This window comes from Priestia sp. HNGD-A6, assembly GCF_045784335.1.
GTDB classification, from domain to species: domain Bacteria; phylum Bacillota; class Bacilli; order Bacillales; family Bacillaceae_H; genus Priestia; species Priestia zanthoxyli.
In genome coordinates this window covers 703,629-728,293 of sequence record NZ_CP138621.1, presented here as the reverse complement: position 1 = coordinate 728,293, position 24,665 = coordinate 703,629, and the positions used below count along the sequence as shown (strand labels likewise).

The window sequence follows — 24,665 nt, the reverse complement described above, 5'->3', positions numbered from 1 at the left end:
ACAATAATTCGATAAAATGGAAAAAGAAGTAAAGGGGGTGTGCGCATGAATCACGTTTTATACATTGAAGACAATGAAGAAATTGGATTAATGATTCAAAATGAGCTTAAAAAGCAAAACTATGAAGTTACTTGGTTACAATCAGGAGATATCGCCAGTCAGTTTATTAAACAAACGGATATTGTCATTCTAGATGTAATGCTGCCTGGGTTAGATGGATTTACAGTGGGAAAAAAGCTTAAAAAACTAGCACCTGATGTCCCGATTTTAATGCTTTCAGCTCGTACAGCCCTAGAAGATAAGATCATGGGGCTAGAGTTTGCCGATGACTATGTCACAAAGCCGTTTCATCCAGAAGAGCTGCTTGCAAGGCTCGAAGTATTGTTAAGGAGATTTTCAAGAAAGAAAGAAGAGCTTATTGTAAAACATTTGCATATTTCGATGATAGACTATCGCGTGATGAACAGAGAGACAAGTGAAGAAATTAGTTTAACAGGTAAGCAATTTCATATTTTTACTTATTTCCTTCAGCATTTAAATCAAATTTTAACAAAAGAACAAATTTATGAAGGAGTATGGAAAGAGCGTTATATAGAAGGAGATAAAACATTAATGGTACATATTCGCTATTTACGAGAAAAATTGGAGAAAAATGCAGCTAAGCCTGAAATTATTGAAACAATACGAGGGATTGGGTACAGGGTAAAGCAATGAACGTTACACAGTCTCTTATCACGAAGTATATCTTAATTATGCTGTCAGCTGTACTAATTATACCGGTATCATTTTTTGCAGGCTCATGGCTGATCACCGTCCCTTTTATGCACATTCAAGGATTATTAAATGAAGAGTATAAAGGAAAAAGCTACTACGAACAAATGTGGAATGAAGAAGCCCGAAAGCTAGAAGGAGCAAATGAGAAAACAATTAATCAAAAGCTAAAATTATTAAAAGAAAAATACCCTGAAGCTTCAATGTTCTGGGTAAACGAAGATGGACAAACACAGCTTCCGCTTCCTTATCATGCAGCCCTTCCGAAGCAATGGTCATCGTCTTATACGGCTGAATTTATAAAAAAACGATACGGAAACAATCCGTATACGGTTATTACCTTTATTGGAACAGATAAAAAGCAAGGTTTTATGGTCATTGAAGTGCCAGAAAAAGCCGTTGAGCCTCCTATTCAAAGGCTAGACCCAGCCTACTATAATATTTATTTAGGATTTGTTTTTATTATTGTGCTTTCTTTTATTGTACTTTCTCTGTTCTTTTTTCTTCGAATTCGAAAAAGGCTGCGAATGTTACAAGCTGCTATGAACAACAAAGGCGAGCGAGGAATTCCTTTACCTGTTGTATCTGAGTCCACGGATGAAATTGGTCAGCTAGAACAATCCTTTAATCAAATGGTTAAACAGCTTCATGAAAGCCGGTATCGAGAGAAGCAAGAAGAACAGCTGCGGCAAGACTTAATTATGAGTCTATCGCATGACTTACGAACACCGCTCACGACTGTTCGAACGCATATTTATCAGCTGAAAAACGAAGAAATGGCCTTGAACATTCAACAATCTCTTGAGGTAATTGATACAAAAGTAGAATTTGTTAGTGATTTAATAGATAATTTATTTTCCTATACGCTGCTGTTAAATGGAAAATATCCATATCGGGAAGAGGAAGTTGATATGGCTCGATTTCTTAGAAAAAGCATTGCGCAATGGTATCCATTATTTGAAGAAGAGAATATGGAAGTAGATATTCAACTGCCTTCTCAGTCCATATATTGGCGCGGAGATGTTCAGTGGTTAGAAAGAATAATAGATAATTTATGTCAAAATGTCATTCGTCATGCCAGAGAAGGTAACTTTATTAGCTTTCGTCTTGTTCAAGAGCATGATTTATCTTCTCTCACCATTTCTGATAAAGGGTCAGGCTTTAAAAAGAATAGCCATACGAAGCAAAACGGTGTAGGTCTAGCGATTGTGGATGCGATGATTAAAGAAATGGAGTTAACGTGGTCAATTCATTCTACAAAACATGGAACGGATATTCAAATTGTGTACAAAGCGAGTGATTAATTCACTCGCTTTTTTAAACGAATTTTAACCTTTCTTTTCCGTCCTCTTAACTTTGGCTGTTTATAGTAAAGGAGAGGTGATAAAAGTGGAAATTGTTAAAACGACTCAGCTGATAAAAGTATTTAAAGGAGCAGAAGCTGTAGATGAAGTGAATTTATCCATTAAAGAAGGAGAAATCTACGGGTTTTTAGGGCCTAATGGAGCAGGGAAGACGACAACGATCCGAATGTTGCTCGGGCTAATGAAGCCAACGAGCGGGGAAATTGAGCTGTTTGGAGAAAGAATAAAAAATCACAGGCAGCATATTCAAGCCTTAAAAAAGATAGGTTCACTTGTAGAGAGCCCTTCCTATTATGCGCATTTAACTGCAAGAGAAAATTTAGAGGTACTTCGTAAAATACTAGGTGTATCTAAAAACAGAGTGGATGAAGTACTAAATATTGTAAAATTAACAAAAGAAGCAAATCGCCTAGTCAAAGGCTTTTCTCTTGGAATGAAACAGCGGCTTGGTATTGCTTCTGCACTCCTTGGAAATCCTCGTTTATTAATCTTAGACGAACCAACCAACGGACTGGATCCTGCAGGAATTCAAGAAATTCGTTCATTAATTAAAGAAATGCCAGGGGAAAACGGAGTTACCGTATTGATTTCAAGTCATTTACTCTATGAAATCGACCATTTAGCGACTCAAGTAGGTATTATTACAAAAGGAAAGATGCTATTTAATGGCTCGATTGAATCGCTTCGCAAAAAAGCTAAGCATCAAGTGGCATTTACAACAGGAGAGATAGAAAAGGCTAAAACAATACTATTAGCAAACGGGTTTGTACCTACTATCGATAAACATAGTCTTCTTTTAGATTATATTGATCATGAGCAAGTGGCACATCTTGTTTATCAGCTTGTGCAAGAAAATGTCTCAATCTACCGAGTTGAAGAAAAATCGAAATCATTAGAAGATATCTTTTTAAAGCTGACAAGCGAGGAGAATAGATATGTTCACAAAAATACTGCAGGCTGAGTGTATAAAGTTAAAAAGAAAATGGCTCTGGTTTTTACTATTTTTAGGTCCAGCGGGTGTAATTGGCTTAACTCTAGTTGATTATAGCGTTCGATATGAATATTTAATTCAGCAAAATCCGAATGTGTGGGAAGGTCTTTTACATGAACTAAACATCACGCTTCCAATAGCTTTTTTACTGGGAGGAACGATTCTTGCTTCAAATGTAGCACATATTGAATATCATAGAAGCTCATGGAAGCAGCTGCTGAGCTTACCTGTGAGCAGACTGAGTGTTTATACAGCAAAATTTGTAGTAGTTATGTTTATGCTACTTATCGCTTCTGCTGTTCTATTAATCGGTATAATTGGGTTAGGCTGGTGGTTAGGATTTGGTTTTCCGTCTTCTTGGAAAAATCTTTTCGTGTATACCTTTTATCCGTTTTTTTCTGCCATTCCATTTGTAGCTATTCAAATATGGTTATCTATGCTTTTTAAAAATCAAGGCCGCTCTCTTGCACTAGGTATTGTGATGAGTGTGACGATGAGTGGTATGAGAGAATTGCCGAGCTGGTTTTTCTGGCAATGGCCAATGCTAGCGTTTTCTGACTATCGGAATATGTACATAATAGCAGGTGTAATTATCGGTATTTTCCTATATGCTGCAGGCGCCTTGCACTTTATCAAAAAGGATGTGGCCTAAATGTTTTTGCAATTATGTAGGATAGAATCGTTTAAATTGTTTAAAACAAAAGCCTGGACGTACCTTTTTGTGAGTCCTATTCTAATCGCTATTATCCTTTTTGTAGGTGATCAGGCAATGCCAAGCGGGAGAATGAAATGGGCAATGGCAGATGCCTTGATTGCCAATGTTCACGGATTGCTGTTTTATCCGTTAATTGGCGGATTAGTAACATCCTTCATCTGTCGGTATGAACACGAAGCGGGAGGATGGAAGCAATTATTATATCTTCCTGTGACAAGGACATCGGTATACGGAGCAAAATTGATTACAGCAGCAGCTTTCATGGGGATTCTTCAAGTGCTTGTATTGGTTGTTTTATTAGGAGTTAGCATGTTAAAAGACTATCCGAGCGCTGTGCCATTAAAGATGATAGCTGGAAATATGCTAGGCGGATGGGTTGCGGTGTTGCCCATTCTTGCGTTTATGCTAGCTGTGTCAATGGCATGTTCTAGCTTTGGAGCATCTTTGACAGTCAACGTCATCTTAACACTACCGAATTTATTAGTTGCTAATTCTGAACGATTTGGCCCCTGGTACCCATGGACTCAGCCAATGTATGGAATGTTAGGTGTAACTGGAAAAGCATCATGGGGGTTGATGCTGACTACACAGAATTTCTTAGTGGTTGTTATAAGCAGCTTTCTGCTTTTTGGAGTAGCAGGTTTACTGTATTTTCAGCGCAAACATATATAATAGAAAAAACCCGCTTTTTTACAGCGGGTTTTTAGCTGGCTTTTGGAATAGTAAAACCTACTCCAAAGACGTCTCGCACATCGTGGACAACCACAAAAGCCTGTTCATCGACTTTATGAATAATGCGCTTTAACTCTAATAGTTCTTGTTTGTTCACAACTACGTACAATACGTCTTTTGCTTCTTTTGTATAGCTTCCATGAGCAGAAAAGACAGTGACGCCTCGCTGCATCTTTTTGTTAACTTGTTCGGCTACTTCAGCTGAACGGTGTGAAATAATAGTGATTGCTTTGCGGGGGTTGAGTCCTTCAATAATATAATCAAGCACCTTTGTTCCGATATAAAGAGAAATAACCGTGTACATCGTCTTTTCTCCACCGATGACAAAATAGGCGCTTGCTACAACTAATAAATCAATTGCTAGCATCGTTTTGCTAATATTCCAGTCTAGATATTGATTAGCTAAGCGGGCGATAACTGCCGAGCCTCCGGAAGTTCCGCCACCTCTAAACACAAGCCCGAGTCCTACACCGGCTAAAATACCAGCAAAAATAGCCCCCAGTAGCGTATCGTCAAGAGGATTTCCCAGTCCTTCAGTTATATGTAGGAATAGAGATGTGAAAATAATACATATAATTGTGTAAGCAATCACACGTTTGTGAAGCAATTTGTATCCGATCAGTACCAGCAAACCGTTTAATATAAAGTTTGTGATACCAGGAGACCAGCCTAGTATATAATAGGTAATCATTGTTACACCGGTTACGCCGCCTTCTGCTAATTCATTTGGAATAGCAAAATAATTAATGGCCAGTGCGAAAATGAGGCTTCCTAGAATAATGAGGATAATTTCTTTTATTTTATTGATCATGAACGTTACCTCCAATCATCAAAAACTCCGAAAACACAGTCATGACAATGTATTATACCAACTCTAGAGGCTGAATTAAAGATGGGATATTATTATTTTTTAAAAAATCAATTTCTGCTATCAACATAAAATCTTTTGACAGTTTTTATGGAGTATGAAAAAATGAATTGTTTGCTTTTATTTTGATTAAAAAGTTTTGCAATGAGAATGTTCGTTCGGTAAAATAGAAGCAAGAGTCAAGGGGGAGAATGAACGTGTATCAAGATGAATTAAAACAGTATGCGAAGTTAGTAATGCCTGAGCATTTAGAGAAAATGAAGAAAATGTACAGTCCCGAGGCGCATAAGCAGTCTTTAGGGTTGAAAAAAGAAAAGATTGAGCATATTGAAAATGTCATTATGAACAGTTACTCGGAGCATCATCCAGTAACCCTTCACGTCTATGAAGCAGGACATATTCAAAGATATGAACGAGTGACAATCGATAAAGTTTCTCTGCAGTCGAATACGCTGATGGTGACAGGGCCTTGTTATACATATTCGATTCGAGCGGATGCAGTAATTGAAGCAGATGTATGGAAAGATGAAAGCTACTCTAGCTAAGAGTAGCTTTTTTGTTGAATTTGTATCTTTTTTTTAACGCTTGCATACAATACATAAAAGCATATTCTGCGAGTAGTCACTTTTAGCTACTAGGAAATTTTGATTAAAGAAGGGATATTGTATGCAAAATGAAAAAACTCAAGTAAGAGAAATTGAATTAACGCAGTTCATTAAGAAAAGACTCGTTCGGTTTATCTCAAGTTTGGCTATTTCTTCTGCCCTTGCTTCTATATTATATATGCTTCTGTTTTTATTTAAATGATGGGTCACTTTGAGTTGTCCAAAAAGGTGGACAACTTTTTTGATGTATAGGCTCTCATTAAAACAGGACAAGCTAAACATAATTCAGTCAAGAGAAATTAAATCGGTCAAGAAATAGTCAAAAACAGTCAAAGCTAATTAGTTGCAAGAAAACCTTTACATATAATGAGAAAAGTAGACAAATTATTGAATTACCAGCTTATTTCCTTTTGTATAAACTATTATCAAAACAAATGCAAATCTAATTGTTCGTTCAAAAAACTTTATTTTGTAATTAAAAAAATGAATGTTTTTGATTTTTTATGATTGATTTTGAATGTAAACCGTGATAAAGTAAGTACATGAAATAAATGAAAACGCTTTTTTGAAAAAGGAGCTAGAACATGTTAACGCCGGAGAGACATCAACTAATCTTAAAACTTTTAAAAGAGAAAGAACTTGTAAAAGTGCAAGAGTTTATCGAAGTTACAGGCGCTTCGGAATCCACAATTAGAAGAGACTTAAGTCAACTAGAAGAAGAGCAAATGCTCAAACGTGTTCACGGTGGCGCTTCGCTTATTCGCAGTAAACGAATCGAACTGAGCGTTATCGAAAAATCTGCTAAAAATATTCAAGATAAACGAAACATTGCAGAGTATGCGGCTTCCATTATAAATGAAGGTGACTGTATTTTTTTAGATGCAGGAACTACAACGTATGAAATGATTCCTTTTTTGAAGCAAAAAGATGTAGTTGTCGTGACAAATGGTTTAATGCATTTAAACCCGATGCTAGAACAAGGTATCACCCTCTATTTAATTGGAGGATCTGTTAAACATAAAACGGGCGCTTTAATCGGCAATGGAGCTCTTTTAAGTCTTGAGCAGTATCGTTTTGATAAGTGCTTTATGGGAGCGAATGGGATTCATCATCAATATGGATATACAACTCCTGATCCAGAAGAAGCATTGATTAAGCAAACGGCAATGAAGCTTTCTAGAGAATCTTATATTTTATCAGATTCTACTAAGTTTTTTGAAACAAGTTTTGCGAAAATAGCCGATTTACATGAAGCAAAAATTATAACAAATGACGTACCTAGTGATGTACTTATACAGTATGCAAACAAAACAGACATAAAGGTTGTGAAATCATGATTTATACATGTACGTTGAACCCATCCGTTGATTACGTAGTACATGTTTCAGCATTCGAAGAAGGCGGACTTAACCGCACAACGAATGAAGCCAAGTTTCCAGGAGGGAAAGGCATTAACGTCTCTCGCGTTTTAAAGCGATTAGATGTTGATAATAAAGCTCTCGGTTTTGTAGCCGGCTTTACAGGAACCTATATCGAAGACTACTTAAAAGCGGAGAATATTGAAACAGCTTTTACAAGAGTTGATGGAGATACCCGCATTAACGTAAAGTTAAAAACGGAAAAAGAAACAGAAATTAACGGTCAGGGACCTGCTATTACAGACGAAGCGCTTCAGTCTTTATTGACTCAAGTAAAGCAAATGACTGAAGGCGATATCTTCGTATTGGCAGGAAGTATACCGAAAACGCTTCCAAGTTCTGTGTATGAAACGTTAACGGAACTAGCAGCAGCGAACGGAGTAAAAGTAGTAGTAGATGCAAGTGGAAAAACCTTGCTAGACGTCGTGTCTCACAAGCCGTTTTTTATCAAACCAAATCATCATGAACTTGCAGAATTGTTTGATGTAGAAGTAAACAGTGCAGAAGATGCGCTAGTATACGGTAAAAAACTTGTGGAACAAGGAGCGCAAAACGTCGTTGTATCCATGGCAGGCGATGGAGCACTTCTTATTAACGAAAGCGGTGTCTACAGTGCCACAGTCCCTAAAGGAACAGTGAAGAATTCTGTTGGAGCTGGCGATTCACTTGTAGCTGGATTTATTGCTTCTTATGTAAAGCAAGGGGATTTATTAGAAGCCTTTCAAACAGGAGTTGCTTCAGGAAGTGCCACAGCATTCTCACTTGAATTATGTACAGCAGAAGATGTAAAGACGCTTCGTGAACAAGTGTCAATCACAAAGGTAGAGTAGGGGGAACCGAGAATGAGAATTACAGAACTATTAAAAAAAGATACAATCATTCTTGATTTAAAAAGCACGTCAAAAGCTGATGTTATTGATGAGTTAGTTGGAAAATTAGACGAAGCTGGTCGCTTAAGCGACCGAGCTGGCTATAAAGAGGCAATTTTAAATCGTGAATCTCAAAGTACAACGGGAATTGGGGAAGGCATTGCCATTCCGCATGCAAAAACAAGCTCCGTAAAAACACCGGCCATTGCATTTGGACGCTCAACAGAAGGTATTGATTATGAATCATTAGACGGACAGCCTGCACATTTATTCTTCATGATTGCAGCGAGTGAAGGCGCGAATAATGCTCACTTAGAAACATTATCTCGTTTGTCTACGTTATTAATGGACGAATCGTTCCGAAAAACGTTGCTAACAGCATCATCAATTGATGAAGTCATTAAAGCAATTGATGATAAAGAAACTGAAAATGAAGCGCCGGAAGAAGAAGTGGATACAGCTTCAGATCAATTAGTGCTTGCTGTAACGGCTTGTCCAACGGGAATTGCCCACACGTATATGGCAGCGGATAGCCTAAAAGCAAAAGCGAAAGACATGAACGTGACGCTCAAAGTTGAAACAAATGGTTCCAGCGGTGTTAAAAACGCGTTGACGAAGGAAGAAATTGAAAACGCTACCGCTATTATTGTTGCAGCGGACAAGCAAGTAGAAATGGAACGTTTTGCAGGTAAAAAAGTTATTCAAGTTCCAGTAGCTGAAGGAATTCGTAAGCCCGAAGAATTAATTAACCGCGCGTTAAAGGGAGACGCTCCTGTATACAGCGGCGGCGGTGGCAGCAAAGAAGGCGGAGAAAGTAAAGGATCAGAGCGTACAGGGTTTTACAAACACCTAATGAGCGGTGTATCAGCAATGCTTCCGTTTGTTGTAGGGGGCGGGATCTTAATCGCCATTTCATTTATGTTTGGTATTCACTCAGCAGAACCGAAAGATCCAACGTACAATGCGTTTGCAGCGGCGCTAAAAACAATTGGCGGAGATAATGCATTCTTTTTACTAGTACCGGTACTAGCAGGGTTCATTGCAATGAGTATTGCTGATCGTCCTGGTTTAGCTCCTGGTATGGTTGCAGGTCTTTTAGCAGCTTCTGGCGGAGGCGGTTTCTTAGGTGGTTTAATCGCTGGTTTCTTAGCGGGTTATGTAGTAGTGGGATTAAAGAAATTGTTCAGCGTCCTGCCGCAAGCTCTTGATGGAATTAAGCCAGTTCTTCTTTATCCGCTATTTGGGATTTTTATCTCAGGATTGATTATGCTTTATGTTGTAAATGAGCCAGTTAGTGCAATTAACAAAGGGTTAACGCACTGGTTAAGTGGATTTGGCACGGGTAACTTAGTATTATTAGGTATTATCTTAGGCGGTATGATGGCTATTGATATGGGTGGTCCTATTAATAAGGCAGCCTTTACATTTGGTATCGCAATGATTGATGCTGGAAACTATGCTCCACACGCAGCGATTATGGCAGGCGGTATGGTTCCGCCACTAGGTATGGCTATTGCGACAACTTTGTTCAAAAACAAATTTACTCGCCAAGAGCGTGAAACAGGTAAAACGTGTTATGTAATGGGTCTTTCATTTATCACAGAAGGTGCGATTCCATTCGCAGCAGCTGACCCAGGCCGTGTTATTCCCGCATCGGTTATCGGTGCTGCAGTAGCAGGTGCTTTAACAATGATGTTCCACATCGGTTTACCAGCACCACACGGCGGTGTATTCGTTATCGGAATTGTACAAGGAAATCCTCTTTTATATGCACTAGCAATTTTAATTGGTGCCATTGTGACAGCGGTCCTTGTAGGTGTATTAAAAAAACCAAAAGCGGAATAACAAATAAAGACTGATTTTACATCATGTAAAATCAGTCTTTTGTGTTTTTGTGGTAGACATTTGTTCTTTATGAGAGTACAATTACGGTAGTATTCCTTTAATTTTTAGAAAAGTTAGATAGATAAGCTTTTCTACTTGATAAAATATGGTACAATAATCGAATATTAAAAACAAAGTAAGGAAGTGTCTCAAACATGAAGGTTGCGAAGTTTGGCGGGAGTTCAGTTGCAAGCGCAGAGAAATTTAAACAGGTTGCGCATATTGTAACGTCTGATAAAGAGAGAAAGCTGGTAGTTGTATCAGCTCCGGGCAAGCGATACGGAGAAGATACAAAAATGACAGATTTGTTAATCGCACTTTCTGCCAAAATACAGCTTGGAGAAGATTACGTCGATGAGTTTGGGCAAGTAATCGATCGCTATCGTGAAATCGTGGTTGACTTGTCTATGCCAGAAACGATTATTACTGATATTATTGCGAATTTACAATCACTTATTGATTTACATAAAAACGATCCGTTTCGCTTATTAGATTGTCTCAAAGCAAGTGGAGAAGATAATAACGCAAAGGTAATGGCTGCTTATTTAAACCATTTAGGGTTTGAAGCTCATTATGTAAATCCAAAAGAAGCAGGTATTTTTGTTTCTGATGAACCAGGAAGAGCAAGAGTGCTTCCGCTGTCTTATGAAAAACTGCCGCAGCTAAGAGAGCGTTCGGGCATTTTGGTGATTCCAGGATTTTTTGGCTACTCTGAAGAAGGGAACATGGTTACGTTCTCGCGCGGTGGGTCAGATATTACAGGTTCAATTGTAGCAGCAGGAGTAAAAGCTGACTTGTATGAAAACTTTACTGACGTAGATGCTATTTACAGCGTAGATCCAAGACTTGTGGAAAAGCCTCATGAAATGAAAGAAGTCACATACAGAGAAATGCGTGAACTATCCTATGCAGGTTTTTCTGTCTTCCATGATGAAGCGCTAGAGCCGGTTTATAAACTAGGCATTCCTGTATGTGTTAAGAATACAAATAATCCTGAAGCAAAAGGTACATTCATTGTAGCTGAGCGCCCTCACGGCGATACGCCAGTAGTTGGAATCGCTGGTGACAAAGGTTTTTGCAATATTCATGTGAGCAAATACTTATTAAACCGTGAAATTGGTTTTGGCAGAAGATTGCTTGAAATTTTAGAAGATGAAGGTATTTCATACGAACATACTCCTTCAGGAATTGATAATATCTCTGTCATCATGCGCGAGCATCAGCTTACGCCAGATGTGGAAAAACGCGTATTTGCTCGAATTGAAAAAGAACTTGAAGTAGATGAAATCTTTATTGAACGTGATCTTGCTATGGTTATGGTAGTAGGAGAGGGAATGAATAGTACAGTAGGAATTGCTGCGAAAGCTACAGAAGCTTTTGCTCGTGCTGAAGTGAATCTTGAAATGATTAACCAAGGTTCTTCTGAGGTAAGCATGATGTTTGGTGTGAAAGCAGACGCTTTAGACCGTGCTGTTCAAGCTCTTTATAATACGTATTTTAACAGCATGTACAGTATTTCTTATTCTAATGTAAAATAAACAAGACGAAAAACCCCGCTTTCTTTTTAGAGAGCGGGGTTTTCTAGTGAAGGCGTATATAAATTGAATTTGTGGACATAAAGGGAAGGAAGAGTGAAGTCAAAGGAGGAAATACAATGAAGAAAAGACCCTTTTTCATATTCTTTTCCCTTATAGGTATGAGCGTACTTTCAGCATGCCACAATGATGATGCGGCACCCGCAAGAGAAGCTCAAAATAAACAAGGCGTGACAAATGGCGGAACGCCGATGAGCTATGATAATCAAAGTGAAAACACATCTTTTAACTTTTCAAAATTTGATTTAGAAGTAGACTACAAGGGGCTTAATAATGATTATGAAGCCGACTATGAAAATGAAAACGATGAGATAGAAGCCAAAGTGGATGATAATATTAACGATGAGCACTTGAACGGAGACAAAGCGTTTAATAAATTATCTTCAACATTTAAAAAGTTAAATTTTGATCAGCGCACCCCCGATGAAGATGTAAAAAAGGAAGTAATCGATGCGTTTGGCCTAAAAAAAGATTTTCAGTCGTTTGAATTAGAAGTTCGTTTTTCAAACGGAACGGAAAAAGAATACAACTTTAAACAAAAGTAAGACGTTAAAACAAAGTATTTTAGTTGAAGGAAAATCCGAACGATGAATTGAGGTTCTTCATTAAGAATCCAACTCGTTCGGATTTTTTCTTTGGTAAGGTGAACGTATGTCTCAATCTTATTTTTGATGTCTAAAAAAAGGAAAATAGTGAAAGGATGGTGATAAATAAGCAAAAGGAGGAATCACGGATGCAAAAGTTGATAATGAACGGATGCGTAGTCTTTGTTCTGTTATTGTTAGGAGCATGCAGCATGGTAAAAGAGCAAAATAACGCTCATGAAAACCACCTGAAAACCGAGGAAGCGAAAGAAACGAGCGAGGTATCGGTAGGACCTGTTAAAGTAGATTTAACGAATACGTCAGGCAAAAAAGTAGGAGAGGCTACGCTGACAGAAGCAAAGAACGGTGTGCAAATTAAATTAACTGCTCAAGGTCTTTCACCCGGGAGACATGGATTTCATATTCATGAAATAGGAAAATGTGAGGTGCCGGATTTCAAAACAGCAGGGGCCCATTTTAATCCTTTTAAACGTGAACACGGCTTTAAAAATACAAAAGGCCCGCATGCGGGTGACTTGCCCAACTTAGAAGTTGCGCCAAATGGAAAAGTAGATACCGAAATTTTTGCTTCTCTTGTGACGTTGCAAGAAGGAAAGCCGAATTCTCTTATAGATATGGATGGGTCGGCATTAGTGATACATGATAAAGTAGACGATTACACAACAGATCCTTCAGGAAACTCAGGAGATCGAATTGTTTGTGGAGTGATTACGAAATAAGCCAAAAAGCTGTGAGATCATTCACAGCTTTTTTATTGCCGTAACGAGCCGCTTCTAAATTGCGGTGAGCTTCTTTTTTTTGCACAATAGAAGAAAGAGTTAAAGAAGGTGAAAACATGCATAAGCAAGTTGTTGTAATAGGTGGAGGAATAGGTGGGTTAACAGCGGGAGCGCTTTTAGCTAAACATGGCCATGAAGTGACGGTTTTAGAAGCTTCTCGAGAGTGGGGAGGCTGTGCCGGGAAATTTCAGCGCCATCTCTATACATTTCCTGTCGGAGCGACGCTTGGAATGGGGTTTGAGCGCGGAGGGATCCATGAGCGAATCAGCACGTACCTGGGCCTAGAAATTGAAAAGATTTCTCTTGAGAAAATCATGAAAGTTCATCTTCCACATCGTACACTAATTTATTATCAAGACCGGTATCAGCATATTTCGTATCTTCAAAAACAATTTCCTCATAAAGCGAAGAATATTAGGAGCTTCTATGAAAGTATTTTTAGAGTTGCAAAAGAAATTCGCAAGCTCATGCGGCCGCTGCCGGTTCTTCCTCCTCTCACAATCGGTGAGTGGAGTAGGCTGGTAAGTTCGTTAAATCTTGGGTCTGTGAAGTTATTACCTTATTTTCATCAATCGTTTAGTCATTTACTAAAAAAACACAGGTTGCTAGACGAAACGGACTTTATTCATTTTATTGATGGTCAATTAATAGACAGCATGCAGACAACGAGTGAGAACTGTTCAATGCTTATCGGATGTCTAGCGTTGGATATTTATCACGAAGGAGCTTTCTATGTGAACGGTGGCTTATACAAAGTCGCAGAAGCCCTGCAAAAATCTATTAAAGCCAACGGAGGAAAAACGACTCTAGGAAGGAAAGTAGTAAAGATAGAGCGTGATAACGACGAGTGGATCGTGCATGATCATAGAGGTAACCGCTACCGCGCTTCAGACGTTGTATGCAACGCGCCAATTCAAAGCTTAAAGTCTTTACTGCATGATGAAGATTACCAACATATCCATAAGAGGGCCAAAGAAAAAAGCGAGCTTCCGCAGTGGGGAACGTTTTCGATGTATGTTGCGATTGATGAAAGAGATCTTCCGCAGAAGGTAGAGTTGTTTCAGCAGGTGCTTCAATCCGAACAAGGCGAGATGACGGAAGGAAATCATTTATTTATTTCCGTGTCTCATCCTGACGATCGTTTTCGTGCGCCTCAAGGCAAGCGTACAATTACAGCATCTACTCACATTGAGCTTAGCAAGTGGAGTAACAAGGAAACCTATGATGTTCAAAAACAAGTTCTTGAGAAAAAAATGATAGCAGGAATTAAAACTATCATTCCTAACATTGAAGAAGCAGAGCATCAAATTTCAGGAGCTCCTAAAGCATGGGAAAGGTTCACTTCTCGCCCAAACGGCGGAGTGGGAGGCTTTCCGCAAACGTTAGATCATGCCTTGTTCAACAGCATTTCGCATCGATCTGGCTTACAAGGGCTGTGGTTATGCGGAGATACAGTGTTTCCGGGAGCGGGGACTATAGGCGTATCGATAAGCGGCTATCATGCTTTTCAAAGTATAACGTCTCATCAGCATAGGTTACCTTAACGTTTCGTACAGACAAACTACTAGTGCTTATACCATCAAAAAACACCGGCCCTATTACCATAGGGCCGGTGTTTTCAGGAGAGAAACAGCTTCCACCACTTCCGTTTTCGCTTCATATCAGCAGCGGCGGTTTGTCTAAAGGTTTGGACAAAATCACTAAACATTTCTTCGCGTTCAGCTACGCTTTGACGATGAAGCTTACGCTCTTTCTCCATTTCTTTCAAATAATAGACTCGTTCTTCATTCATCGAATCAATTAAATCACGAAGCTCTTCTGTCGTATTAGTTGAAGAATTGTTTAGTTTTTCAACCATAAATTTTACTTGATTCATTGCAACGGTAGAATTGCTTGAGAATCGGTCTAATAAATACTGCATTTCTTTAGAGGATTCATCCGCATTCTCCATGACATCTTTCATGAACAGGCGCATATCCTCTGTTTTTTCTTCCGCAATTGTTGAATAATCTTCAATCAAAGAAGTGACTTCATCAAACGATTTTTCGTTAGAACGGATAATTTTTTTAGACATATTTTCTACATCTCTTGCGCTGCGTTCTGAAGACTCAGAGATATATGCCCCGACCGACTCCACCATTTCTACAGTTTGAGTAGCACTTTTTTCAAGCTCTTTTTTTACTTCTCCGACAATTTCTTCCCGAACTTCATTTCGCATTCCTTCTCGCATTTCTTTTAACAAATCAGCTTTAAACGTATCAAGTACTTCAAACACATCTTCATAGCGGCGAACAGCTTCTACTAGTTCCCCTTGAAGCAGCTCTTTTTCATTCACGACAAGGTCGTTTGGTTTTGGTTCTTCAATAGAAGCAGAAATAGCCTGCTTTTCTTCTTCAGTAGCTAATCGTGCTTCAGGTATAGGAGGGGTCTTCTCTTGCTTATTCTCTGAAATGTTTTCCTGCTTTTCAGCAGCTTTTTTCTTTTCTTGCTTCATTTGTTTATTGGAGTGTTCTTGAAAATCAATGACGTTTTCTTTTTTAGCAGTTTTCAACTTTGCTGGTTCTTCTTCTTTTGAAACCGCTGCCTCTGATTCCATCACTAAATGCTCCTGCTCTTCTTGTTCCTTTATCAGCAGCTGAACATATTCTTTGACTTCATCTAACGTACATTGTTCATCAAACAGCTGTTTAATATCATTAAATAATTCAATTTGTTCCTCTGTATAGACACGGGCCCCATCTACTCGTTCAATTGTTAAATAGCTGCCCAATAATTTTTCCCATTGTTTTAACGTTTTCTTTTCTACCTCTAATTGATCACTTACTTTTTTAATTGTATACGTCTCCATCATTTTTCATTTCCTCCCTTATCTATTTTCATCCAACTATGTAATGGATTATTTGTTGTATGTTGTATTCACCATATCTTCACTTGTTTTCCTGCTAGGTGACAAAGGTTGTCAAAACTAGACGACATTAGCCTTCTATGTAAAGAAAACGCATATTTTGTAAAAAAATGTACAGAAATGCGCAAATGGCAAAAATGGAAAACATAAAAGAAAAGGAGAGTATAGAAAACAGTTGACGGGAAAAAATGAATCCTATAAGATAAGTTTAAATGTTTAAGTTCTTGAACGTATAAACATAAGGAGTGAACACTATGTCACAGCATTATGCGCTCATCACCGGTGCGTCCGGAGGAATAGGTAAAGAGTTAGCTTATCAATTCGCAAAGGATGGCCATTCTTTAATTTTAGTTGCCAGAAGTGCTGATAAACTAACAGCGATTAGAGAGAATTTAAAATCTACTTATAATATTGACGTAATAACGGTTGTAAAGGATTTATCAAGAGAAGAAGAGATACAGTCACTGTATGAAGAACTTAAAAATAAAGAAATGCACGTTGATTATTTAGTGAACAATGCAGGTTTTGGACTATACGGTAAATTTATTGAAACAGCTTTAGATGAAGAGTTAAACATGATTGACTTAAATATCCGAGCATTAACTCATTTAACAAAATTATTTTTACCCGATATGGTCAAAAGAAATCACGGGAAAATTTTAAACATTGCGTCCGTTGCTGCATTTATGCCGGGTCCGCTTATGACAGTGTATTACGCAACGAAAGCGTACGTATTATCTTTCACAGAGGCCCTTGAAAATGAATTAAGAGGTACCAATGTAACGGTAAGTGCTCTATGCCCGGGTCCAACTAAAACGGGTTTTAGCGACCGGGCTCAGCTGAGCAATTCCAAGCTTTTTCAAAGCGGTGCAATGGATGTAGAAGCAGTTGCTAAAGCGGGCTATAAAAAATTTATGAAAGGGCAGACGGTTATCGTACCAGGAGTACAGTTTCGTCTCGCCACCTTCATCCCGCGCTTTGTACCAAGAAAGTGGCTTTCATCCGTTGTCCGCAGAACACAAGAAATTAAATAAAGGAGAATATTTATGAGTGAAAAAGCAGTGGAGTTATTTCGTGCCAGCATTCCTATTTTTCAGGCTCTAAGTGATTCAGCAAGACAAGATATTATTTTGCTGCTCGCGGAAAAAGAGCCTTTAACCGTTAATGAAATTGCAAACGAGTCTACTTTATCACGACCGGCAATTTCTCATCATTTGAAAATTTTACGTGATCAAAAGCTTGTGCAAATTGAGCAAAAAGGAACGCAGAGATATTATTCATTGGCTTTAAACGAGGCAGTTGAGCTATTAAAAAGCTTGCTTGCTACAGTTGAAGCTGAATGTTTATAGGGAGATGAAATAGATGAACCACGAGCAATTCTATATCACAGATGAAACGGTCATTGAACATATTGTCTCTACACAAAAGCAGTATTTCTATGAACAAAAGACAAAGAGCATCAGCAGCCGCATTCAAGCGCTGAATAAGCTCAGAGACGCAGTCAAACAAAACGAGCAGAGAATTATGGATGCTTTAAAACAAGACTTGAATAAATCTGAAGTAGAGGCGTACACGTCGGAAATTGGGATTTTACTAGAGGAAATTCGGTTTACGCTTAAGCATTTAGCAAAATGGATGAAGCCTAAAAAAGTAAAAACCGCTTTAACACACGTGGGCTCTAAAGGGAAAATTGTTCCTGAACCGTATGGAGTCGCGTTAATTATTGCTCCGTGGAACTATCCGTTTCAATTAGCGCTGTCTCCTTTAGTAGGAGCGATTGCCGCTGGAAACACGGCGATTATAAAGCCTTCTGAATTAACGCCTAGCGTATCTCGGGTTATACAAGAATTACTAGCTGAGGCTTTTGATCCCGCATTTGTGACGGTGATTGAAGGCGCTGTAGACACGACGAGCATGCTTTTAAAACAGCCCCTCGATTATATTTTCTTTACGGGAAGTGTAAATGTAGGGAAAATTATTATGCAAGAAGCAGGGAAGCAGCTTATTCCCGTCACGCTGGAGCTAGGAGGAAAAAGTCCGTGCATTGTACATGAAGATGCAAACCTAGATCTTGCAGCGAAGCGAATTATGTTTGGCAAAGGAATGAATGCAGGCCAAACGTGCGTTGCTCCCGATTATTTGCTCGTGCATAAAAAGGTAAAAGCGCAGCTAGTGGAGAAACTTCGCGAAGCGATTTATCAATTTTACGGTAGTAATCCGCTTGAAAGTGAGCGCTACGGCCGTATTGTCAGTGAGCGCCATTTTATTCGGCTAGTTGAGTTTTTAAAAGACGGAAACGCTATAGTTGGAGGCGGGTATAATAAAAGTACGCTCACAATAGAACCTACGGTGTTAAGTGAAGTAAGCTGGACATCAGACGTTATGCAAGAAGAAATTTTTGGGCCTATTCTTCCTATGATTGAATACGAAACGCTAGACGAAGTTATTCATAAAGTTCAAGAAAAAGCTAAGCCGTTAGCTCTTTACTTGTTTACGGAAAGTGCAAATGTACAAAATGTCATAACGGAGCGTCTTTCATTTGGAGGAGGCTGTATAAATGATACGCTTATGCATATCGCTACGCCATATTTACCCTTTGGCGGAGTTGGAGAAAGCGGTACGGGCCAATATCATGGAAAAGACAGCTTTCAGACATTTTCTCATTTTAAAAGCATGCTGTCTCAAACAACCAAGTTTGATTTGTCATTCCGCTATCCTTCAGAGAAGCAAAACTTGAAAATGATTAAAAAATTATTGAAATAAAAAGCCTCCTGATAGGAGGCTTTTTCGTTATTTTGAAAGTGAAAGCTGAGAAAGCGGCCATTTTTCTTGTGTATACGCCATTTCCCAAAATAAATACTCCAGCTCACAGCTTTTGATAAAGTGATCTTTCATACGATTACGTTCTTCTTCAGTCGCTTGTTCGGCGAGTTCATCAAGCTTGTTACAAAACCATTGTGTTGTGCCATTCATTTCTTCATTATTATAAAACTGAATCCATTCATAAAAAGGATGAGAAGGAGATGGATTTACTTGTTCCGTAATGCGCTGGCCAATTTCAACGTACGTCCACGGACATGGAAGAAGCACGGCAATGATTTCCGCTAAGCTGCCTGTATGCGCAACGCTTGTCATATGGTTAATGTAGTGGCTGGCCGTTGGTGAAAGAGCCTCAGTGTGGAGGTCTTCATAGCGTACGCCTGCTACGTCACAAAAATTATTATGAGGGTGTACTTCACTATGTAATACCGTAGAAATGCCGGCATTAAAGGCTTCCATTTCGGTACGCGTGCGGCATTTTGTTAAAGCAGCGCCGTAAATGCGGACAAATGCTGTTAAGTATTCGTAGTCTTGAGAAACGTAGTGAATAAGCGCCTCTTTTGGCACGTCTCCTTCAGCAATTCCTTTAATAAAAGGGTGGTTAAAAATGGCTTCGTAAATATAGTTTGCTTCTTGTCTTAATTGAGATGAAAATGACATCAAAATCCTCCTTTAATATGAGGAAGTCACAAACAAGCACATAAAGGAAATAAAAAACACTCCGTTTATAAACGGAGTGGCAAAGGACAGTACAAAACTGAACATTGCCACTTTCCTACGCTGGTATGAGCCAGATCAGGTTCAAAGGGATCAAGAAAACTTGTCTCAGCCAGTCGGCACCCCTAGTGGACTTCCTATTAGTCTATGTTTAACTTACCATATATTCTGAAAAATAGAAAGCGTTATGGAAAATTGTTCCCTAACGGTTTTTATCTCTTAAAGAGGTAGCTTCTTGAAGCTATTTTTAATCATTTTTGTTTAAAAATGCATATTTTTAGGGGAGAAGAGGTATTAATGAAGGGAAGAGCCGTTTTCGTCTCCGAAACATTCCCATATAAATAGAAGAAAGGAGAGAACAAAATGGCAAAATTTCGTTTGTATGCTGTATTAAATACAGTAGGCTTGGCTATTACACTTCTTGTGAATTATTTAGCAAATGCGATTCCAATAGGAGGCAAAACAACGGCAGAGGCTTCTGCGCAAGTTCCTACGTTGTTTACACCAGCCGGTTATGCCTTTGCTATCTGGGGCGTTATTTATTTGTTATTAACCATTTGGGTTATACGCCAATTTTTTGCAAGAGAAGATCAAAAAGAAATATATGCACGTATAGGCATTTGGTTTTTTCTAAACTGTTTGTTAAATAGTGCGTGGATCTTTATTTTCCAAAACGATTACTATAAGTTATCCCTTTTAGTTATGCTCTTTATTTTAGGCACATTAATGATTGTATATTCCATTATTCAGCATTCTCGGATGACGACATGGTTTATGCGTCTGCCGATTTCGCTTTATCTTGGATGGATTTCTGTTGCGACTATTGTTAATGTATTTGTCGTATTTCAAGCAAATGGAATACAGCACTTGCTTGGCCTAAATGAATTAGCATGGACGATTATTATGCTGCTGGTAGGGGCTGCGCTGGGCATTATGTTTACATTAAAAAACCGAGACGCTGTTTATCCGCTTGTTTTTATTTGGGCTTATATTGCCATTGCGGTGAAACAAAGTGGAAATCAGCCAATTGTCATTACTGTTATCATCTCGATTGTTTTATTAGCAATTGCTATTATTGTGGGACTGATTAAACGCTATAGACGTTTTTAAAAAGAAGCTCTAGCTTTTGTAAGCTAGAGCTTTTTATGATGCTCTTTTGATTGTAAAAAAGCAGCTGTAAAAGCAATTAAGCTAATTAAAATACCAAAAGGAACAACAATTGGTACGAATGATAAAATAAATGTCATAAGCGTAACCTCCATGTTGCATCGGTGCATAATGAAAAATTCAACTTTTTAAATTGAAGTTCCGCTATTATAGTATGCTAGGCTTTATGTTTGGAGCCTATATGTTTAGAAATAAACGAAAAAGGCAACATACGTTACATATAGTTTATATAGGAGGAGTTAAAATGGAAACATATTTAGTGGCTTACACAGATAAAGACGATATGGAATATAAACAAGTGACGTGCGAGAGTTATGAAGATGCAGAGCGTACGGTTCTTCGTTTAGAGAGAGAAGGGCATATGCATATTGAAGAAATATCAAATCAAGAAGCCTACCGTGGAGACGAATCATCGTACAGAGAATAATTTTTGAATAGAAACATCAAACTCAAAATGAAGAGGCAGCTGCTTCTTCATTTTTTCTATTCTATATAGATATCGTTTTATAGAAAAAAGTAAAACGGGAATGATTTTCTTCTGCATTTATGGTACAGTACTAATCAGGTGAGTTTTGAGTTTAGAAGAGGAGAGAGTAACATTATATGAGTAAAGGAAATCAGTGGTCTTCACGCCTCGGTTTTATTTTAGCATCTGCTGGGGCAGCAATTGGTCTAGGAGCGATATGGAAATTTCCATACGTAACCGGAACCAGTGGCGGTGGAGCATTTTTTGCGTTGTTTATTTTATTTACAATTTTTATTGGATTGCCGCTTCTGTTGGCAGAATTTATCATTGGAAGACATACGGGAAAAGAAGCGATTAGTGCTTATAAAGCAATTGCTCCAAAGTCCGCTTGGGTATGGATTGGCAGGCTGGGAGTACTCAGCTGTGTCGTTTTGCTTTCCTTTTACAGCGTCGTTGGCGGCTGGGTGATTTTATATACGATTATGAGCGTAACCGGTATGCTAAGCGGAAAAGAGTACGGTCCGTTGTTCAATGCCGTCATTAGCCAACCTTATGTGGTATTAGGTGCACAGGCGCTGTTTTTGTTAATTACAGTGTTTGTTATTTCAAAAGGCGTACAAAAAGGCATAGAGCGTGCTAATAAATACATGATGCCGCTGTTATTTATCTGTTTTATTATCATTGTGGTTCGCTCTTTAACATTAGACGGAGCTATGGACGGAGTAAAGTTCTTTTTAAAACCGGATTTTTCAGCCATTACAGGGTCATCTGTTCTCTATGCGCTCGGTCAGTCGTTTTTCTCGCTTTGCGTAGGATTATCCTGCATGGTGACATATAGCTCTTATTTAGGGAAAAAAGTAAGCTTGACGCGTTCAGCTGGCACCATTGCTATTTTGAACTTGTTTGTTTCGCTGCTTGCAGGCTTGGCTATTTTTCCAGCTGTTTTTTCATTCGGATTAAAGCCAACCGAAGGACCTGGACTTTTGTTTGTGGTCTTGCCAACAGTATTTGAGAAAATGCCGTTTGGCACCGTCTTTTTAGCACTGTTTTTAATTTTATTTCTATTTGCTACGCTTACGTCTGCTTTTTCACTGCTGGAAATTATCGTAGCTGCTTTAACCAAAGACGATCAGACAAAACGAACTCGCTACGCTTCTTTAGCAGGGATTCTTGTGTTTGTAGTAGGTATCCCATCAGCGCTTTCGTTTGGTGTACTAAAACATGTCTCACTTTTTGGCAGAAGTATATTTGACGTAGCTGACTTTTTTGTGAGCAATTTAATGCTGCCTCTTGGAAGTTTAGCCATTGCAATTTTTGTGACATTTAAAATGAAAAAAGAAGCCGTGTATGAAGAGTTTATTTCAGGAAGTACAAAAGGCGCTAAATTATTCAACGCATGGTTCTTTCTAGTTAAATATGTATTACCTATTATTATTATAGCTGTTCTGTTAAGCTTACTTGTTGCATATTAAAAAAGCACTCATCTGAGTGCTTTTTTGTTTATTTTGCAAAAACGTGATTTCCGATTGTAATCGTAACCTGTTTTTGACGAAGCCATTGATCGCTTGTTTTATCTGGGTTAAAGAAGAATAACGAACCTTTTCCTTGACCTCTAAACGCTAGTGCTTCATTTACAGCTTTTTTTGCTTCAGCATCCGCTGCTTTATTAATTTCACCGTTTTGTACAGGTGTAAACTGTGTACCTTGATAAATGACATCATGAATAGAGTTTGGGAAAGAATCGCTATCCACGCGGTTTAAAACGACTGTTGCTACAGCCACTTTGCCAGCGTAAGGTTCACCTTTTGCTTCAGCTTGTACAAGGCGAGCTAACAATTCTTTATCGCTTTCGCTAATAGAGTTAGGGATTGTTAATGTTTCATTTGCATTAATAGAGTCGGTAGATTTGTGATTCGCTTCTTTTAACTGTTTAACCGTAACGCCGTATTCAGCGCCAATCTTGTAAAGAGTCTCTCCGGCTTTTACGCGATGGGTTGTTTCAGCGGCATTTGCCCCGTGACTCATGCCGAACATAGGAACTGCTAGTGCTCCAATAATTGCTAGTTTCTTAAACATAAAGTAAGTACCTCCTGAAATCCTTTTGAACGCCCCTTTTATCACGGATCGGTGCGTGCTGTGCACCGAACTTTATATGTACGTTTCAAAGATTAACAGGTGTCAATACATCTTGTCACTGCTTAAAACATACCAATCTAGGAAGATATTATAATAGTTAACAGATAATTTGAAAAATACGTTGACTGATAATAAAGGAGTGAATTATAATGAACGAGTAAATAGTTAACCGTTTAACTGGAGAGATTTTATGGGAGAAAAGATAACGATTCGTGATGTAGCAAAGCATGCAGGGGTGTCTGCAGCTTCAGTATCTTACGTCTTAAACGGAATTAACAAAGTATCCGATGAAACAAAAGAGCGAATTTTAACAGCGGTAAAAGAATTAAACTACGAACCAAATTTAACCGCCGTTAGTCTTTCGAAACAAAAGTCAAATATGATTGGCGTGATGTTCCCGCTTACAGATGATTCACTTTCTACTATATTTAAAGATAACCATTATTACAGTGAAATGATTAGTGGAATTGAATATGTAATCCGTAAGCATGGTTACGATCTAGTCATATCTGGAGTGAGTAGCCCAGCTGATTGCTTAAAATGGATTCGAACGAGAAATATTGATGGTCTTCTGTTTTTAGGAGCCTTCCCGCATCGATTATATGAAAAAATGAAAGCGTTATCGAATCCGATTGTGTTAGTAGATACATATGAAAAGTGCGAACGTGATTATCATCATATTTCGGTAGACGATGAGTATGGAGGATATCTCGCTACAACACATTTAGTGAGTTTGGGGCATAAAGAAATTGCCTTTGTTGCTCATCACCTCGTCAATAGTCCAGTGGATAAAAAGAGGTATATAGGCTACGAGAAAGCATTAAAAGAAGCGGGCATTACACCATCAAAGACGTTTGTTTTTGAAGTGAACGAAAGCTCATTTGATAACGGTTACAATTTAGGAAACAAGCTGTTGCAAGATCATAAGGATATTCGGGCGGTTTTTGCATCTTCTGATACGCTGGCGCTTGGAATTATGAAAGCACTGCAAGAAAAGGGGAAAAGAATTCCGCAGGACTATTCAATCGTAGGGTTTGACGACATCACGTTTAGCAGCTATGCATCTCCAAGTCTAACAACCATTCGTCAAGATGTATTTAACAAAGGAGTCGTCGCCGCGACGTCTGTTATTCAAGCAATCGAACGCCGTTTCAGCACGCTGCAGCATGTAAAATTATCGGTTGAACTTGTTATTCGAGATTCGACTGCTAAGCGCGAGTGAACCACAGTAAGTTAACCGGTTAACCAAAGTTTAGCA

Annotated in this window: 25 protein-coding genes and 1 riboswitch; of the genes, 21 read left to right on the top strand and 4 right to left on the bottom strand. The window is 38.5% G+C overall.

All coding sequences use genetic code 11. From position 1 onward, the window contains the following. The first annotated feature begins 45 nt into the window (after positions 1 to 45). From SCI76_RS03760 to SCI76_RS03740, 5 genes are all read left to right on the top strand, one after another. Complete coding sequence (locus SCI76_RS03760) at positions 46 to 714, top strand: response regulator transcription factor (RefSeq protein WP_028413539.1); 669 nt, start codon at positions 46 to 48, stop codon at positions 712 to 714. Next, complete coding sequence (locus tag SCI76_RS03755) at positions 711 to 2,075, top strand: ATP-binding protein (protein ID WP_407545053.1); 1,365 nt, start codon at positions 711 to 713, stop codon at positions 2,073 to 2,075. The genes SCI76_RS03760 and SCI76_RS03755 overlap by 4 nt, the downstream gene beginning before the upstream one ends. 85 nt (positions 2,076 to 2,160) lie before the next feature. Then, the gene (locus SCI76_RS03750) at positions 2,161 to 3,096 is read left to right on the top strand and encodes an ABC transporter ATP-binding protein (protein WP_048021169.1); all 936 of its coding nucleotides are present in this window, start codon (positions 2,161 to 2,163) and stop codon (positions 3,094 to 3,096) included. Beyond that, a complete protein-coding gene (locus tag SCI76_RS03745) occupies positions 3,071 to 3,778 on the top strand; it encodes an ABC transporter permease (RefSeq protein WP_047751072.1) in 708 nt (235 codons plus the stop codon). The genes SCI76_RS03750 and SCI76_RS03745 overlap by 26 nt, the downstream gene beginning before the upstream one ends. Further along, positions 3,779 to 4,513 (top strand): ABC transporter permease, encoded by a 735-nt coding sequence (locus SCI76_RS03740; protein ID WP_168760685.1) that lies wholly within the window; start codon positions 3,779 to 3,781, stop codon positions 4,511 to 4,513. A gap of 31 nt (positions 4,514 to 4,544) precedes the next feature. Here the strand turns inward: SCI76_RS03740 and SCI76_RS03735 are convergent, their stop codons facing one another. Continuing rightward, a complete protein-coding gene (locus SCI76_RS03735) occupies positions 4,545 to 5,384 on the bottom strand; it encodes a YitT family protein (RefSeq protein ID WP_168760686.1) in 840 nt (279 codons plus the stop codon). A gap of 248 nt (positions 5,385 to 5,632) precedes the next feature. On the opposite strand from SCI76_RS03735, the gene SCI76_RS03730 reads away from it, so the two are divergent. The 9 genes from SCI76_RS03730 to SCI76_RS03690 all read left to right on the top strand — a co-directional run bounded on the left by SCI76_RS03730 (position 5,633) and on the right by SCI76_RS03690 (position 14,740). Next, positions 5,633 to 5,986 carry a YolD-like family protein gene (locus tag SCI76_RS03730; protein WP_033578844.1) on the top strand — a complete coding sequence of 118 codons (354 nt, stop codon included), beginning with the start codon at positions 5,633 to 5,635 and terminating at the stop codon, positions 5,984 to 5,986. A gap of 121 nt (positions 5,987 to 6,107) precedes the next feature. Beyond that, the gene (locus SCI76_RS03725; protein WP_013056833.1) at positions 6,108 to 6,248 is read left to right on the top strand and encodes a hypothetical protein; all 141 of its coding nucleotides are present in this window, start codon (positions 6,108 to 6,110) and stop codon (positions 6,246 to 6,248) included. 382 nt (positions 6,249 to 6,630) lie between these two features. Then, on the top strand, positions 6,631 to 7,383 hold the full coding sequence (locus SCI76_RS03720) for a DeoR/GlpR family DNA-binding transcription regulator (RefSeq protein ID WP_028413532.1): 753 nt from the start codon (positions 6,631 to 6,633) through the stop codon (positions 7,381 to 7,383). Beyond that, a complete protein-coding gene (pfkB, locus tag SCI76_RS03715; RefSeq protein ID WP_028413531.1) occupies positions 7,380 to 8,294 on the top strand; it encodes a 1-phosphofructokinase in 915 nt (304 codons plus the stop codon). The genes SCI76_RS03720 and pfkB overlap by 4 nt, the downstream gene beginning before the upstream one ends. Before the next feature lie 12 nt (positions 8,295 to 8,306). Next, entirely contained in the window at positions 8,307 to 10,178 is a 1,872-nt protein-coding gene (locus SCI76_RS03710; protein WP_028413530.1) for a PTS fructose transporter subunit IIABC, read from the top strand. A gap of 194 nt (positions 10,179 to 10,372) precedes the next feature. Further along, the gene (locus SCI76_RS03705; RefSeq protein WP_028413529.1) at positions 10,373 to 11,755 is read left to right on the top strand and encodes an aspartate kinase; all 1,383 of its coding nucleotides are present in this window, start codon (positions 10,373 to 10,375) and stop codon (positions 11,753 to 11,755) included. Positions 11,756 to 11,871: 116 nt separating this feature from the next. Further along, on the top strand, positions 11,872 to 12,357 hold the full coding sequence (locus SCI76_RS03700) for a YusW family protein (RefSeq protein WP_028413528.1): 486 nt from the start codon (positions 11,872 to 11,874) through the stop codon (positions 12,355 to 12,357). Between the two features lie 188 nt (positions 12,358 to 12,545). After that, on the top strand, positions 12,546 to 13,136 hold the full coding sequence (locus tag SCI76_RS03695; protein WP_028413527.1) for a superoxide dismutase family protein: 591 nt from the start codon (positions 12,546 to 12,548) through the stop codon (positions 13,134 to 13,136). 116 nt (positions 13,137 to 13,252) lie between these two features. After that, complete coding sequence (locus SCI76_RS03690) at positions 13,253 to 14,740, top strand: NAD(P)/FAD-dependent oxidoreductase (RefSeq protein WP_221833416.1); 1,488 nt, start codon at positions 13,253 to 13,255, stop codon at positions 14,738 to 14,740. 74 nt (positions 14,741 to 14,814) lie between these two features. Here SCI76_RS03690 and SCI76_RS03685 read toward each other — a convergent pair whose 3' ends face one another. Next, entirely contained in the window at positions 14,815 to 16,047 is a 1,233-nt protein-coding gene (locus tag SCI76_RS03685; protein ID WP_328174832.1) for a helix-turn-helix domain-containing protein, read from the bottom strand. A gap of 308 nt (positions 16,048 to 16,355) precedes the next feature. Between SCI76_RS03685 and SCI76_RS03680 the strand changes: the two genes are divergently transcribed. Genes SCI76_RS03680 through SCI76_RS03670 form a run of 3 tightly spaced genes read left to right on the top strand, consistent with a single transcriptional unit; the run spans position 16,356 to position 18,864 of the window. Further along, entirely contained in the window at positions 16,356 to 17,135 is a 780-nt protein-coding gene (locus SCI76_RS03680; protein ID WP_028413524.1) for an SDR family oxidoreductase, read from the top strand. Positions 17,136 to 17,147: 12 nt separating this feature from the next. Further along, complete coding sequence (locus tag SCI76_RS03675) at positions 17,148 to 17,450, top strand: helix-turn-helix transcriptional regulator (RefSeq protein WP_033578848.1); 303 nt, start codon at positions 17,148 to 17,150, stop codon at positions 17,448 to 17,450. Positions 17,451 to 17,463: 13 nt separating this feature from the next. Next, on the top strand, positions 17,464 to 18,864 hold the full coding sequence (locus tag SCI76_RS03670) for an aldehyde dehydrogenase (protein WP_221833412.1): 1,401 nt from the start codon (positions 17,464 to 17,466) through the stop codon (positions 18,862 to 18,864). 27 nt (positions 18,865 to 18,891) lie between these two features. On the opposite strand, the gene tenA is transcribed toward SCI76_RS03670, so the two are convergent. Next, on the bottom strand, positions 18,892 to 19,581 hold the full coding sequence (tenA, locus tag SCI76_RS03665) for a thiaminase II (protein ID WP_048021155.1): 690 nt from the start codon (positions 19,579 to 19,581) through the stop codon (positions 18,892 to 18,894). Positions 19,582 to 19,676: 95 nt separating this feature from the next. Beyond that, positions 19,677 to 19,775: riboswitch (TPP riboswitch) on the bottom strand. A gap of 226 nt (positions 19,776 to 20,001) precedes the next feature. Between tenA and SCI76_RS03660 the strand changes: the two genes are divergently transcribed. The 3 genes from SCI76_RS03660 to SCI76_RS03650 all read left to right on the top strand — a co-directional run bounded on the left by SCI76_RS03660 (position 20,002) and on the right by SCI76_RS03650 (position 22,743). Then, positions 20,002 to 20,748: a TspO/MBR family protein gene (locus SCI76_RS03660; RefSeq protein WP_028413520.1), complete on the top strand. Its 747-nt coding sequence runs from the start codon at positions 20,002 to 20,004 to the stop codon at positions 20,746 to 20,748. 301 nt (positions 20,749 to 21,049) lie between these two features. Then, positions 21,050 to 21,232 carry a hypothetical protein gene (locus tag SCI76_RS03655; protein WP_013056847.1) on the top strand — a complete coding sequence of 61 codons (183 nt, stop codon included), beginning with the start codon at positions 21,050 to 21,052 and terminating at the stop codon, positions 21,230 to 21,232. 176 nt (positions 21,233 to 21,408) lie between these two features. Further along, positions 21,409 to 22,743, top strand: coding sequence for a sodium-dependent transporter (locus SCI76_RS03650; protein WP_028413519.1), 1,335 nt, complete (start codon positions 21,409 to 21,411; stop codon positions 22,741 to 22,743). A gap of 28 nt (positions 22,744 to 22,771) precedes the next feature. On the opposite strand, the gene SCI76_RS03645 is transcribed toward SCI76_RS03650, so the two are convergent. Then, positions 22,772 to 23,347, bottom strand: coding sequence for a cell wall hydrolase (locus SCI76_RS03645; protein ID WP_028408694.1), 576 nt, complete (start codon positions 23,345 to 23,347; stop codon positions 22,772 to 22,774). A 250-nt stretch (positions 23,348 to 23,597) separates the two neighbouring features. Between SCI76_RS03645 and SCI76_RS03640 the strand changes: the two genes are divergently transcribed. Next, positions 23,598 to 24,629 carry a LacI family DNA-binding transcriptional regulator gene (locus SCI76_RS03640; RefSeq protein WP_048021153.1) on the top strand — a complete coding sequence of 344 codons (1,032 nt, stop codon included), beginning with the start codon at positions 23,598 to 23,600 and terminating at the stop codon, positions 24,627 to 24,629. The last annotated feature ends 36 nt before the right edge of the window (positions 24,630 to 24,665 follow it).